Source organism: Leptospira ainlahdjerensis (genome assembly GCF_016919175.1).
In the GTDB taxonomy this organism is placed as follows: domain Bacteria; phylum Spirochaetota; class Leptospiria; order Leptospirales; family Leptospiraceae; genus Leptospira; species Leptospira ainlahdjerensis.
This window is the reverse complement of sequence record NZ_JAFFPU010000053.1, coordinates 1-13,749: the sequence shown is the minus strand read 5'-3', so window position 1 is coordinate 13,749 and position 13,749 is coordinate 1. Positions and strand designations below refer to the sequence as shown.

The following is a 13,749-nucleotide window of genomic DNA, read 5'->3' as shown; positions in this document are numbered from 1 at the left end:
TAATAGCGAGCTTTGTAGTAGTAAAGGCCTGTCTCACGGTCTTCTTCTTGACCTGTGTATTTGTATCGAAATATATCAGGACCTTGGGAATCGTTTCTCTGAACTTCTCCATACGGTTTGTAGCTCACGTGGGAGCTTCCTCCCCATTCCCCGCCCCCAAGTCGATTCCCTTGACCATCCATCGCCATTGTCACTGATCCTAAGTGATCCGTATTGAAAAATACAAAACCGTTTACCGGTGTGCCTCCGATCGGCGTTCCTGAATTTCCAGATTGAGAAGGTGTTGTAAAGATAGCTGGGGTTCCAGGTGGAATTACTAGGGGAGCAAGCATCCAAGGGGGATCATCTCCGCTTCCACCATTCAAAAGACCGTTACAATTCGTTACAAACATCAACATGGATATGAGCGTTAAAGGAGTGAGAAGTTTTAATTGAATCCCCTCTACAATTCCTTCTTTGTGTAAAAGAACAAAACAAATTCCTAATCCAAGTAAGATTATAATACCTGAAAATACGCCTATTGGATTGGTTCTAAAAAAACTGCGAGTTTCAAATACAGCGTCCATACTCTTGTAGTAAAGGCCGTTCAGTTTTCCGAATGCATCGTTCTTCCAATCTTGAAAACCTCCAGATGCGGTGCTTGTTCGAAGTACTGCCGTTTCTGTCGTCCACTGACCGATCAATTCCCCACCAGCTCCTTTAAAATACAACGTATGTTGTGGAGAAAAACCAGCTCGATACGATATCTCGTACAGACCGCCCAAGCTGATCACTTTACTTCCGTCCTGCAATCGGTTTTTGATCAAGCGACTGCCGGTAAAATCGTAATCATAAAGAATCGTTCCTTGTTCTAAAGTTTCCATTCTTCGCATCTTTTGAAAACCGTCGTATTCAAGAACCGCTCCGTTGCGGGCGATCATATTCCCTGCACCATCATACGCATAGTCTCCGATATATCCAGGACTGCTCACATGCGTTACAGCATTCGCATGACTCGGATCACCATAACTAAATGTCTTGTCGCCTTTTTGCAAAAGTTTACCCGTATCGCTGTAAACATAAGTTTCGGTTCCGTATTTACCAGTAGCAGAAACAAGACGATTGAAAGAATCATACACAAAACTCTGCGTCCTGGTTCCGTTCAACTTGTCTTCAATCTGGGAAAAATTTCCTTTCTCGTCATACGAATATGCAACGTTTTCATAAACGTTGGTTCCGATCTTAGTCACAGTCTCCAAAGCGCGCTTGGTCAATTTGTCAACGTAGATATCTGTCCAAACTCCGTTCCCTAATTCTCGAATGATTTTCACCCGATTGCCCTCGATCACGGGTCCTTTGTAGGAAACAAGAGGATGTTCCGAACTCGACCCATCATTCGGAGTCAGCGTAATTCCGTTCACATAACCGGATTGAGAATACTTGTGATGGATCTTCGTCCCTTCGGGATAAATCACTTCTGTAACTTGATTCAGAAAATTGAATTTCTTTTCCAAAAGTAAAACCAGGTTGTCTTCGTTCGGAAGAGTCTTTTTAATCACGGTTTGATTCCCGCGAGCATCGTAGGAAAATTCGGTGGTTCCCAATTCATCCGTAACTCTGGACAAACGGCCCAAAGAATTGGAAGAAGAAGGGAGATCATATTCGAAATTGTGAACCGAAGTTCCGCTGGAAGAATCGGCCCTTTTGCTCAAAATTCTACCTAAAGAATCGTAAGTAAAACGGATTCTGGAACCGTTCGCGTGACGCTCTTCGATAAGGTTACCGGAAGAATCATACTCGTAAAAAATCGTCCCGCTGTTCACGTTGCTCACGGAAGTCTGCTTCCCCGCAAAGTTAAAACTGATCGACGTCTGGCCGTTTTCAGGATCTATAATTTTTGATACATTCCCTTTTGGAGTATATTCATAACCAATCGTCTTACCGTTTAAGGTTTTGCTGATCGTCTGCCCCAAACCGTTTTTGACTTCCACCAAAGTAGAAAGAACGGTGGAACCCGACTTCGAAACCGTCGTCGTAGAATTCCCGTTATACGAAATAGAAGATTCGGACCCGTCATTCGAAGTGATCTTGATCAAATCCTGATTATCGTCGTAAACATAATCCTTAACACCGAGGATCTCTTGGCCTTCCAAATGCGGATCGATCTTTCGCAAAACCTTACCCGCCTGATCCTTGTAAGTCGCTTCGGTCAAAACCAAACCGTCCAAAAGACTACCTCGTTTAACGGTCAACCCATCCTTCATATTGACGATCTCTTCCGACCAAGAAATCGAATCATCGTCGGCGTAAACCGTAGTTTTAACCCTAGCGCCAACAAGACTCCCCGAATTGGAATATTCGATCGTCTTGGTCCAGTCGGAAGCGCCGGGCAATTGAACGGCGATCAACCGACCGAAAGAATCATATTTATTTACCGTAATATTTCCGTTTTCGTCCTTGCTTGAAAGAACCAAACCGCTCCTAAGATCGTAGGTTTTTTCGGAAACGTGACCGAACGAATTCGTAACCCTCACCGGAAACTTGTGAACCACGGAATCGTATTCGATAAGAGAAATATTACCTCGGATATCGCGGACTTGGGTGGGATTCCCGAAAGAATCGAAAGAAAGAAATTCGGACTCCGAAAAGGCGTTCGTATCGATTTTTTCTCGGACCTTGGAAAGAAAATTTCCGTTGTAATCGAATTCTTTTCTCGCAACCACCTGACCGTCCTTGGAACTCACATTCGACTGAGGTTTTAAAAGAAAGGAAGCCGGGTCGTAAGTGGTAACATCCGAGACGGAAACCCCGTCGATCATCGAAGACTTCCCCACCTGGTTGAAATTGGCGTCGTAGAGAAGAGAAGTGAAGACCGATTGAAAAACGGCGCCCGAGCGATAGATCGTTTCGGAAGAAGAAACCGGACGGATCCAAGTCGAACCGTTCGACAAAACCGATTTAGAATAAACATGGGAACTGGAATGAATCGGCGTCCCGGCCTTGCTCACGATCAAAGAAGTTTCCACACCGGCCAAATCGGGATCCGAAGAACTAAAGGACCGAACGGTATTTGTGCCGGTGATGGAATCAAAAGAAGAAACCGATTCATAACCTAGGAGAGAGGACTTACGCAAATCCCCCCGAAAAAAACGAGGAGTACTGAATTTATAATCCGATTTAGAAATTAAGAATTCGGCGGAACCGTCCCAACCAAAGGAAGAAATCGATTTTACAACCGTATCCGGCGCAAAAAAAGGAAAAACGTTAGGACGGGAAGGACTGACCGCAGAAGCGTTGATTCTTTGACTCGCAGGTTGAGAAGCGAGATGATTCTTTTTTAAATCGTACTCGATCTTAACGACCTGATGAAAAGAGGATTCCGTACCTTGGAAAATATTTTGAATCAGACCGTCCGGGATCTTTGGCTCAAAACGAAGAATTTCTAAAGTAGAATTGGAGGCAAAAGGGACCTGTCTTACAAGAATGGAAGGTAAAACTGGATTTGGACTCGGAGTCCAATCGGAATACTTTTGCGGGCTAGTGCTCAAACCGATCAATTCGGTAACTCCGTCCCCGTTAAAATCAAGGCTTTGCAAAAAACCACCGGAAGCCCAAGAAAAATCCGAAGACAGAGGAAACGAAACCAAACCGGAAGAATTCAAATCGGCAAGACGAACAAAAATTCTACCGTTCTGAAAATAAATCAGATCCGCCCTACCGTCTCGATTCAGATCCGAAAAATCTTTCTTGTTCTTCCAATTGGAATAACCGACATCGGAAAGGGACGCCGTTTCCTCGGGAGTAGGAGTGGGAATCGCCATGCGGTTGTTGTCGATATCGTTCCAAACAAATCGATCATCCGGAGCGAAACGAACCTGAATCTGAACGAGAAAAAAGAAATACCCGACTCGAATCTTGTCGTCCTGACCGTCCTCGTCTAAATCCACAATCGTGTCTTGATTGGGCATCACCGAAATCGGAGAAGAAAAAGACCCGTCTTGTTTCAAAATTTCCACAAGATAACCGGTCTCGCCGTTTCTCGTAACCCGATCCATACGACCGTCGTAGTTGATATCGTAATCCGCATAACCGTAAGCGCCGGGCAAAAAGGGATTACCGATCTCAACCGAAAGAGGCACGTCGTTCAAAAATTGTCCGATATTCTCCGATTGAAAACTCTTCCCGTTAAAATGATACTGATGAATGAAAGTACCGAGAAAGGGAAAGGAACCCGAACTCATCGTGACAAAATCCAAAAAGCCGTCGCCGTTCGTATCGGCAAAAAAACGATTCCCGGAAGAACCGAAACTGCCACCGAAGGAAGAGCTCTCATTCAAAGATGTACTACCGACCACCGAAATCGAATTAGAAACCGGATTCAAAGATAAAAAGGAAACGATCAATCTTCGAGAACCGGGCAAACCTTCCATACGGATAAAATCGGGAATCCCGTTGCGATCCAAATCCGCAAAAAGCTGAAATTCCAAACCGAAGTCCGAGAAAGAAAGAGTCTGAGAAAAATACAAAGAGGAACCGTCGGAAAGAAAGACGTCTAAACCAAGACTAAGATTCGCCTGAACAAGATCCGAAAGACCATCCCCATTCAAATCGACGACGAAATGTCTTCCTCTTTTATCCTGGGATTGAGGAACAAACGCGGAAACGTTCGTAACGGAATCGTGAAAATCGGGCCCCCAAAAAATCCGAAAAGGAACGTCCGGTTTTTCAAAAAGGAGAAAATCCGCTTTCCCGTCTCCGTTAAAATCGCCGGGAAAAATTCTTCCTTTGCTCGTGAGGTTCAAAACGTTACCGAGCGGGGAAGAATCTATGGGCAAAGAAGAATTCAAAGCGTCGCCGCCCGATTGCAGATCGGTAACATAAAAATGTTGATTGTCCTTCGAACCGAGAACACGAACGTATTCGGAAATACCGTCCCCGTTGACATCCAGAGCTCCGGCAAAAGAAGTTTCAACACCGTTGGAGTGAACGTCCCAAATATTCTGAGTGGCCCAACCGCAGATCAAAATCGCCCAAGGACCGACCGAGGCCATACAACCGGCATTAGCCGTACAAGCGCAGGCGATCATACCGTTATCAAAAGCGCCTTGAAGACCTTCCTGAATCGCACGAAACGTCAGAGCAAACCCGTTCGAAATCGAACGATTGGTGCTCGGAGAAGAAAGAGAATCAACGGAATGGTTCGAATAAGAAAAGGTCAAAGGTTCGTAATGGGAACGACCAATGGATTTTAACAAACGGGAAGTATCGTCAAAAATATAATCAAAAGAATAGGAATCAACATTCGATTCGGAACCGTTCTCGTCCTTAGCAAAGACATCGATACTCGAAAGAACTTTCGAGTGAATTTGTTTCACATTCGAATGAAAGAGAACCGAAATAAAACCCGAAGACTCATGAGAGTAAGAAAAAGAAATCCGGGCATTCCCGTGAACGTAAACGATTTCCGAAGGTAACAAAAGACCGTTGGAAAGACCGTCCGCATTGTAGGAAATATCGTATCCGTTTCCAAAAGAATCACGAACACGATTTAAACCCCAGGAAATCACTTTGCCCGAATCCGGAGCTTGGGCAAAAATTTTAGAATCGCTCGTAATGCCAAACTGATATTCCGTCCCATTCTTCTCTTCAATCTTCCAGGCTCCGCCTGACAAACGAGTAATCTTAAGAGATGGCTGAAATTTAGAAAAATACAAACCACCGGAATCGGATAAGAACTCACCGCCGATAGAGGAAATAAAACGAGAATCGTTTTCAAAATAACCGAAATTGGGATTCACCTGAACTGAGGGAAGCCCCTCGAGAGAAAAACCCTTCCCTAAAATACCGGGAGAAGAGGAAGAAGAATAACGGATAGAAAGTTTCGGAACCAAATCCCCCGCACCAGGAGGAACCGAAATAGGAAACGAAAACGAAGACTTACCGAAAGAATCCACGCTGAGTTTCGGAATCGACTGAGGAAGAGAAGATTCTTCGGAAGGAAGGGCTAAAGAAAAAAAACTTTGGAGCGAACGGATCCAAGAAAAATTAAGAACAAAAAGAATCACAAAACATAAAGAAAAAATACGGAGAAGATACGATTTCATCCAAAAACTCCAAAGCCCAAAAATCAGAAGTAGGATTCACAAATCAAAGCATCCAAAAACAGAAACGCCAAGAACTTGCTACTAAATTGACATGATTAAAAGAAGAATACAAGGTGGGAAATAATTTTTAAAAATTTGGCGTTTCTTAAAAAGTTTTAAGCTATAATAAACATTATAATAAGGAACAAACGACAATTCTTAGTACAATGTTTTACCTTGAAATTTATTTTGATAAGAATATCTCTTTTGAAACAAAATCTTAAATTCATTTACAAAAAAGATACACTTCCGACTTGCTGAACAAAAGAAAATTCGGCAAAGATACGGTGAAAAAAATTAGAAACGTTATTGTCTCTTTAATACTACTCTCAACTCCCCTCTTCTCTTCCGAACTCCTACTCAAATCAGGCGATGCGTTCTTAGTAGAAGAGATCAACGAAAGCGCGGATACCGTTAGTCTCCGTTGGAAAGGTAGATTGTATCGAATCCCAAAGTTTGAGATTCAAAGAATCGATTACACAAGAAAAGGTCCTGAATCTTCGTATCAATATTCAGAGTTTCGGCTAACGGATGGAAGCTCCATACGAGGGATCATCGTAGAACGAAAAAAAGACAAGATTACTTTTAAAACCGAACTTGGTTTTGTAGAAATCGACAAAGCAAAGATTCAAAACTCAAATTCTAAATCTTTAGATTCAGATCACGAAAGCCCGGATTTGCCTGATAAATATCTTTCTGGAAGATCGGGAGAGAATCAGCTCTTTGTCGGTGGAAGTTTTTTTGCTCAAGCAAATCACGGAGCTTGGTTTCAAACAAACCCCGCGACCGCAGGAGCCGGACTCTTTTTAGAAAAAGGATTCTTAAATTGGCCTCTTTGGTTTTTTGGATTTCTTTCGGAATATTCAAACGCTCCTTCTACGACCCAAGGTTCTGTGAGCCTTTGGAATCAATCCTTCTATCTCGGGAAACAATTCGGCTCTTCGGCTCCCTACTTCCTCTTTGGCGGCGGAGTCACCGCAATTCAATGGAAAAGCGAATCCAGATCCGTAAACGGAACCGATCCAGAGTTGTTAAGCGAAGTTGGGTGGGCTTGGGATTTAAACAATGGATCCCGATTAAGGTTGGGAGTTCGCTCACAATGCACGATAGAATCCGGTGATTCTCTTTGTAGAACCGGTTTAAGAATCTCTTGGGGTCTTTTGTTATGAACTTATTATTCAAATTTACTTCTCTCGTTTTCCTTTCCCTTTTCTTGAATTGCCAAAACTCTCCTCTTTCCAATATCCATGAGGCGGAAACTGCAAAGGTAACTCTTGCACTTGTGACTCAGTTAGGGCCAAGATCCGCGACGATCAGTTGGGAATGTTCTTCTTCTCAACCTGGAACCCTTGCGTATGGAAGAGGAGGAATCGAATCGGCGAGTATCAGTTTAGAAAATTCTAAAATTCACTCGATGACTCTTCCCAACTTAGAATCGAACACCGATTATATCGCTTCTGTGTTTTGTTCTTCGGATATTAGTAACCTCCAAGGGGTTCCGATCGCATTTAAAACATGGGTTAGCGATTTTCCAAATAGAACTCGTGGGCTTTGGGTCGTAGGCGGAATCGGAGCCGATGCAAATCCAGTTTCACAGATTGATTTCTATGATCCAGTAACTTCCATTTGGTTTCCAGCGGCGACCTCGATTCCAACTCCCCGCGCATTTGCAAACGTAGTCTCTCACAAAGAAAAAATCTATGTGATTGGTGGTTTGGAAAAACAGGCCGGCGTCTTTGTGGCTTCTAAAAAAACGGAAGTCTATGATCCATACTTGGATCAGTGGAAGACGTTAGCCGAAATGCCAACCGCAAATCAAGGTGGAGTAATCGCTTCCGTTGGGGAAGAAATCTTTATCATCGCCGGAACTACCACAACGGACATGACAACGGGAACAGTTCTAAATACAGTTTCCAGATTCTTTCCCGGAATTGGACCAACTGGTGTTTGGCAAAGTTTTGTCTCTCTCACTGCAATCTTCGCAAGAATCGATATGGCCGGCTGTGGACTCAATGGATCGATCCTCTTCACAGGTGGAAGATTCAACGCGGATGGTTCCGCTCAAGTTACTTCGGACGGATATGTTCCTTCCGTAAATTCAACCACGAGCGCGGGTGAGCCTTCCATCAACCTTGCAAGGCATGGATCCGGTTCCGCTTGCGTAAAACCTCTGAACTCAGATTCGTTTCCGACAGATCCGGAATGGTTTGCAGTCATAGGCGGCTCCACGGGAACGAGCACCTTACAACCCGTTGGTTCCATCACTCCTTCGAACAGAACCGACTTCTTTCAAATCGGAACGGGCGTGTTCGCCATCGGCCCGATTCTTCCGGTTTCCATTTATTATCCAGGAACCCAAGCCTCTTATGAAACAAGAAAGTTATTCGTCCTTGGAGGAGCTTCCGCTCTGAATATTCCCACCGATACAATTTATTCCATCGGACTTCAAAATCCGGTCGCAAGCACTTGGACTACGGAAAGTCAGAAAATGCCAAGAGCGCGTTACGCTCACCAAGTCATTCGAATCGACAGGTAAGAAAGGATGAAATCGATTTTAAAATATTCTACGATTCCCCTACTCCTTCTCATCCTTTCATTCGGTTTATCTTCCGAAGAAAACGTAATGGCAGGAAGCCATGAAGATGGAGAAAGACTTCTCGAAGAAAGCCAATACGCAAAAGCCGAAAGTCTTGCAATCTCGCTTCTCACAAACAATCCTTCGGATCCAAAAGCGGAATTCATTCTTACAAGGGCTTGGATCGGACTCGCAAGAGAAGAAAAGAAACGCGGGAATTACGACCGAGCGAAACAGTTTTTTCAAAAAGCATATTTAAAATGGCCTTTGAATCAAGAGCTGAAAGCAGAGATAGAGAATTTGCGAAAGATGCCAAGTCAGAGAAATTTCGCACAGTCAGGTTTTGGAAAAGGATCCGGTTCGAATACTGTGATTCTTTTGGACTCGGAGATTTATCGTTCGGTTCAGGATCTAAAGGAAGAATTGAATTCAATTCTTTTGCAAACGAAAACTTACAATCATGAAAACGAAACGAGCCATTCGAAAGAAAAATATTATCAAATAGCAATTATACTGTTAACTATCTTTTCTTCTCTGAACTTGATTTTGACCATTTTCATTTGGAGACGAAGATAGAGGATGTTTCTTGGTTTTGTATCACCTTCATCCGAATTCAATCCCCCACAAAAGAAGGGGCGCCTGCAAGATCTTAAAATAAAGCGGTTCCGATAAAATGAGAAATCTTACCTCATACTTCCTAACTAAATTTATAAACTGATTTATGATTTTTAAATTTGAGTAAAATGAAATCCTGAAGCCGTTTGACAAAATCAAAAACTAAAACTGATGTTTCCACAAATCGCAAAACCAGAAATTCAAAACATCAATAGTTTGATTTCCTCACTGGAGATTTTGTAAATGCAAAGAAAGAAAAAAGCGCTGTTTCAAATTCTAATAGTAGGAATCCTATTCACTTCCTTCGGCTTAACGGCGGAGAACAAAAGAAGTCCCTTCTTTATTGAACTTACTTACGGAGAAGGAATCAAATATCTTAACGCAAGTCCGCGTAAAATCGATGACAGCGGCAATATTATGGACCGGGAAGTAAAATATGATAACGTGAATATTATCGGCCCTTATTCGACAGAATTCGGGACACCGGAAGACAAGATTGCAAGCGTTTATGCCTTCAACAATGCTCCAAAACCAAAAATGAACGGGCAGAACGTTTCTTTTCTATTTGAGTATTTGCTTCAATCCAAATTCGGATTCGGCTTGAGTCTGAACAATTCCGAATTTCAAGCCTCAAACCTATCTTATCCAAAATTGAATTATTCTTTTGACCTGGGAATTCTTCGATCCATTTCACCCGCAATTCAGAATATACCAACAGATCAACTCGTCAAACTAGAGTCTATCCTCCCGTACGTCACCTATCAAGAGAATTCGTTCTTACGAATCAGAACTTTCAACTTCCATCTCGCATACCACTTTCTTGAAAACTCTATTTTTGATCCCTATATTCGTCTTTCGGTTGGTTATGGAAGAGATGCGATTTACAATACTAAAATAATACAATCGAGCATTATGATCGGATCTCGATTTTTTATTTCCGAAAAAATCTATCTTTTAGGAGAAGCGGTCGGCAACAATTATGATGCGTATGCGGAGACAGCCGGAAGTTTTCACAATCTGCTCGATGTAAAACAAAGACATATTTGGTCGTTTCAGGAATATTCCGCAAAGTTTGGAATCGGATTTAATCTTTAGGGAAAAGCATTCATAATTTGAAAAAAGAAAAATTCATTAGATTAGCAATTACATTCCTGTTCTGTTTACAACTAAGTTGTTTTTATCGTTATTAACACTAAAAGCTTTAGAATATTGATTTGAGTGACAAGAAAGAATTAAGATCACTGTGAATCTCCCCGATTTAATGGACTCGTTTGTGCAAGATCAAAAGGGAGCTTATCGATCGCTCTCTAAACTTTAGAAGCTCATCTTGAAAACGAGTCAGGCAATTATTTCCCCTCAGTTTTCTCAGTTCCTAAAATTGCTCTAAATCTCGTTCAATTCAATTTTTTGAAAGTGACTTAATTTGCAAAATGCCTTGATTTGAATTCAAATTTGATTAAAATTCAAATCGGGAATTGGTTATTATAGAAAATCATCGGCAACATTAGTTTTCGCGAGACCCAGGGTTCCTTGTGGGAGTTTTTTGAATCGCAGATGAATCCCGATTAGAAAATACTTATTTCGAAGCATATGCTATAAGTTGAAATTTTCCACTTATAATTCATATCGAGGAATTCTGCTCGTTACATTATACTGTCTGAATGTATTCTCAGTTCGTTCGGAGTATTTTCCTCCTGTTCCTATTTCTATTTTCTTTCTGTTCTCTAAAGACTTACAATCCTTCGGATCCGACTACCAGAGAATATATCGAGCATAAATGGTTGCAAAACTTTTTTATCACTGTGGACAATCAGCCCGCTTCAACTGAATCTCAGTCTACTCTGGGGCCTGTGATGGCCAACTCTCTTGTTTCGGGAGGAAATCATGTTTGCGTCCTTTTGACGAATGCGAAGGTGCGTTGTTGGGGAAGAAATAATGTCGGACAACTGGGGTTGGGAAATGTAAACTCAATCGGAGATAACGAATTCCCCTCCACTGTTGTCGATGTGGACGTGGGAGGAGACGTTCAACAAATCGCGGCCGGAGAAGAACATACCTGCGTTTTACTTACGAACGGAAAAATCCGTTGTTGGGGAAAAGGTAGTAACGGTCAATTAGGATACGGAAACCTGAATTCGATCGGAGACGATGAAACTCCGGCAAGCGCGGGTGACGTCCCACTACCCATGACCGCGACTCAGGTCACTGTCGGAAGCTATTTTTCATGTGCCTTATTGATCGATAGTACGGTTCGTTGTTGGGGAGGAAATTCTTCCGGAGAGCTGGGATCCGGAATCGCCGGAACCGTTAATAACGCTTCACTGTCGAATGTGGTCAATACGGGAGGAGTGGCCGTTGCCTCTCTTTCTTCGGGATGGTACGGATCCTGCGTAGTCCTTGTGAATTCAAACGTTTACTGTTGGGGTAGCAATAATTTTGGACAATTGGGATACGCAAATACGACGGACGTGGGTGCAACGAACACTCCATTTAGCGTCGGAACCGTATCGCTCGGGCTTTCCATCTCTAAAATTTCGATCGGATTGTATCATGCATGTGTAATCGGAACTCTTCAACAATTGCAGTGTTGGGGTTACGGCGTAGACGGCAGGTTGGGTTATCCCGGTTCTTTAGTGAACGTCGGAGACGATGAGACTCCAGCCGGATTGACGGATCTGGTCCTTGGAGGAAACGTTCGTCAGGTTTCAATTACTCATCACACCTGCGCATTGTTAGTCGATGATACTTTACGTTGTTGGGGACTTGGTACAAACGGGAAACTCGGTTACGGAAACGTAATCCAGATCGGGGACGACGAGACCCCGGCTTCAGCAGGTGCGGTTCCGGTTGGAGTCTCCGTAAAAGAGGTTTCATTGGGATATGGTCATACTTGTGCGTTAGCCGCCACAGGACGGGTCCGCTGTTGGGGAGCCAATGGCTACGGACAATTGGGCTATGGGCACACGACCGATATCGGCACTTCTGCGGGGCAAATGCCACCTTTGGACGTTTCCTATCGGTAAGTGGAAAATTCTAATTTTTTCAAAAACATTCTATAAAAACAAATTGAGAAGCATCCTTCGAAGACGCGTTTACTGAGAACTTAAGAAATAATAATTTTCCATAAAAAATAAAAGTAGTGTAATCTGCGCTCTAACTGTGTAGTAACAGTATTCACCTGACGGTCGGGTAAAAATCAGTGATCCCGATTTCTTCTGAAAGTAAAAATGATTTTACCGCAAATTTTTTAAACCCAGGAGAAACCGATGACCAACAATACCAATGCAGTAGAAAAAGAAGAAAGCTAAATTTATTAGAACTTGCTAACGAATTAGAAAATGTCAGTAAAGTCTGCAAGATCATGGGATATTCCCGTCAGCAGCTCTACGAGATCCGAAGGAACTTTCAAACATACGGCGCAGAAGGACTCTTAGATAGAATCCCTGGAGCAACAGGACCTCATCCAAACCGAGTCAGTGAAGAAATCGAAAAAGAAGTCTTAGAGTATTCTCTTCAACGCCCTACTCATGGATGTTTGAAGGTCGCCCAACAACTCAGTCTCAAAGGAATCAAGGTAAGTTCCGGAGGTGTCAGAGGAGTTTGGACAAGAAATAAACTCGTAACCAAACATCAAAGACTTCTGAGACTCGAAGAACATCACAAGGACCAAATCATACCTCTCAGCGAGGAGCAGATTAAACTTTTAGAAAGATTTGATCCAGAATATAGAGAAGGGCACATACAAGTCGATTATACCGGAGAATTGGTTTCCATCGATACCTTTATGGTTGGTTCATTAAAGGGAGTGGGAAGAGTTTATCTACAAACCGTTGTCGACTGTCACAGTCGATTCGCTTGGGGGAGACTTTTCAACACAAAGGTTCCTGTAGCTGCCGTTCAAACTCTCAATAACGATGTCCTTCCATTCTTTGAAGAACATAATGCAAAGTTTGGACCGTTCTTACCGATAATGGTCGTGAGTATTGTGGAAGAGAAGATCAACATCCTTTCGAATTATTTCTTCAATTAGAAGAGATCGAGCATCGAAACACTAAGGTCCGAAGACCTCAAAGCAGTGGATACGTTGAACGACTTCATCGAACTTTGCTCGAAGAACATTTTAGAATCGCCGGTAGAACTAAATTCTACGAGTCCATTGAAGAGATGTAAATCGACTTGGAAATCTTTTTTGTGGAATACAATTACAAGCAAGCCCATCAGGAAAGAAACATGAACGGAAGAACTCCTTTTTAAGTTTTCATTGAGGAAATTAAATTCAAGGAGAGCGAGGAATCGATTTCTGAAAATTAGTCAATTCCTTTCAAAAGAACTGCGGAAGAATACTATCATATCACTACACAGAAATTCCTTTCTTACATGAGCCGTAGAAATCTCCGCGCCAAGAACGTTTCGAAGAAACGGGTTGGAGTGGGGATT

At 42.6% G+C, this 13,749-nt stretch carries 6 protein-coding genes and 1 pseudogene; 6 read left to right on the top strand and 1 reads right to left on the bottom strand.

The window, feature by feature from the left end; translation table 11 throughout:
- A partial coding sequence (locus JWG45_RS14565) for a type IV secretion protein Rhs (RefSeq protein ID WP_205280413.1) occupies window positions 1-5,948 on the bottom strand: 5,948 nt, incomplete at its 3' end.
- 461 nt (window positions 5,949-6,409) lie between these two features.
- Between JWG45_RS14565 and JWG45_RS14560 the strand changes: the two genes are divergently transcribed.
- The 6 genes and pseudogenes from JWG45_RS14560 to JWG45_RS14535 all read left to right on the top strand — a co-directional run bounded on the left by JWG45_RS14560 (window position 6,410) and on the right by JWG45_RS14535 (window position 13,566).
- Window positions 6,410-7,291 (top strand): LA_3334 family protein, encoded by an 882-nt coding sequence (locus JWG45_RS14560; RefSeq protein WP_205280411.1) that lies wholly within the window; start codon window positions 6,410-6,412, stop codon window positions 7,289-7,291.
- Complete coding sequence (locus tag JWG45_RS14555) at window positions 7,288-8,658, top strand: Kelch repeat-containing protein (protein WP_205280410.1); 1,371 nt, start codon at window positions 7,288-7,290, stop codon at window positions 8,656-8,658. Before JWG45_RS14560 ends, JWG45_RS14555 begins: the two co-directional genes overlap by 4 nt.
- 6 nt (window positions 8,659-8,664) lie before the next feature.
- The gene (locus JWG45_RS14550) at window positions 8,665-9,273 is read left to right on the top strand and encodes a tetratricopeptide repeat protein (protein WP_205280409.1); all 609 of its coding nucleotides are present in this window, start codon (window positions 8,665-8,667) and stop codon (window positions 9,271-9,273) included.
- Between the two features lie 282 nt (window positions 9,274-9,555).
- On the top strand, window positions 9,556-10,407 hold the full coding sequence (locus JWG45_RS14545; RefSeq protein WP_232380703.1) for a hypothetical protein: 852 nt from the start codon (window positions 9,556-9,558) through the stop codon (window positions 10,405-10,407).
- Between the two features lie 686 nt (window positions 10,408-11,093).
- Window positions 11,094-12,335: an RCC1 domain-containing protein gene (locus JWG45_RS14540; RefSeq protein WP_205280408.1), complete on the top strand. Its 1,242-nt coding sequence runs from the start codon at window positions 11,094-11,096 to the stop codon at window positions 12,333-12,335.
- Between the two features lie 243 nt (window positions 12,336-12,578).
- Window positions 12,579-13,566: pseudogene (locus tag JWG45_RS14535) on the top strand (helix-turn-helix domain-containing protein).
- The last annotated feature ends 183 nt before the right edge of the window (window positions 13,567-13,749 follow it).